Annotated in this window: 1 protein-coding gene; it reads left to right on the top strand. The window is 74.8% G+C overall.

Going from position 1 to position 608, the window contains the following annotated elements:
- Nucleotides 1–608, top strand: a 608-nt coding sequence (locus ESG85_RS02530; RefSeq protein ID WP_164986143.1) for a phosphopantetheine-binding protein, incomplete at both ends; no start/stop codon positions are given.

Below are 608 nucleotides of genomic sequence, written 5' to 3'. Positions count from 1 at the left end.
TGACGGCCGGATCGACTACCTGGGCCGCACCGACCACCAGGTCAAGATCCGCGGCTTCCGCATCGAACCCGGCGAGATCGAGCAGGCACTGACCGGCCACCCCGCCGTTCGGCAGGCCGTCGTCACCCCGCACGAGACCGCGGACGGCGACCGCCGCCTCGTCGCCCACTGCGCGGTCGCCGCCCCGAGCCCCGAACTGGCCCTCGAACTCCGCAGGTTCGCCGCCGACACCCTGCCCGCCCACATGGTCCCCTCGGCCGTCGTCACCCTCGACGCGCTGCCGCTCACCGGCAGCGGCAAGGTCGACCGGCGCGCCCTGCCGGCCCCCGACTTCCGGCTCTTCGCCGGCGGCCGGGCCGCACGTACCGCACGCGAGGAACTGCTCTGCGGCCTGTTCGCCGAGGTGCTGGGCGTGACCGGCCGGGTTTCGGCCGACGACGACTTCTTCGCCCTCGGCGGGCACTCGCTGCTCGCCATGAAGCTCGTCAGTCGCGTCCGTACCGCCCTCGCCGCGGAGATCGACGTCCGCGACGTGTTCGAGGCGCCGACGGTGGCCGGTCTCGCCCAGCGCCTGGACGGCGGCGGCACCCGGCTCGCGCTCACCGCCG

The organism is Streptomyces roseicoloratus, assembly GCF_004117935.1.
Classification (GTDB): Bacteria; Actinomycetota; Actinomycetes; order Streptomycetales; family Streptomycetaceae; genus Streptomyces; species Streptomyces roseicoloratus.
The sequence above is the reverse complement of the archived record's forward strand: the minus strand, read 5'-3'. Positions and strand labels throughout refer to the sequence as shown.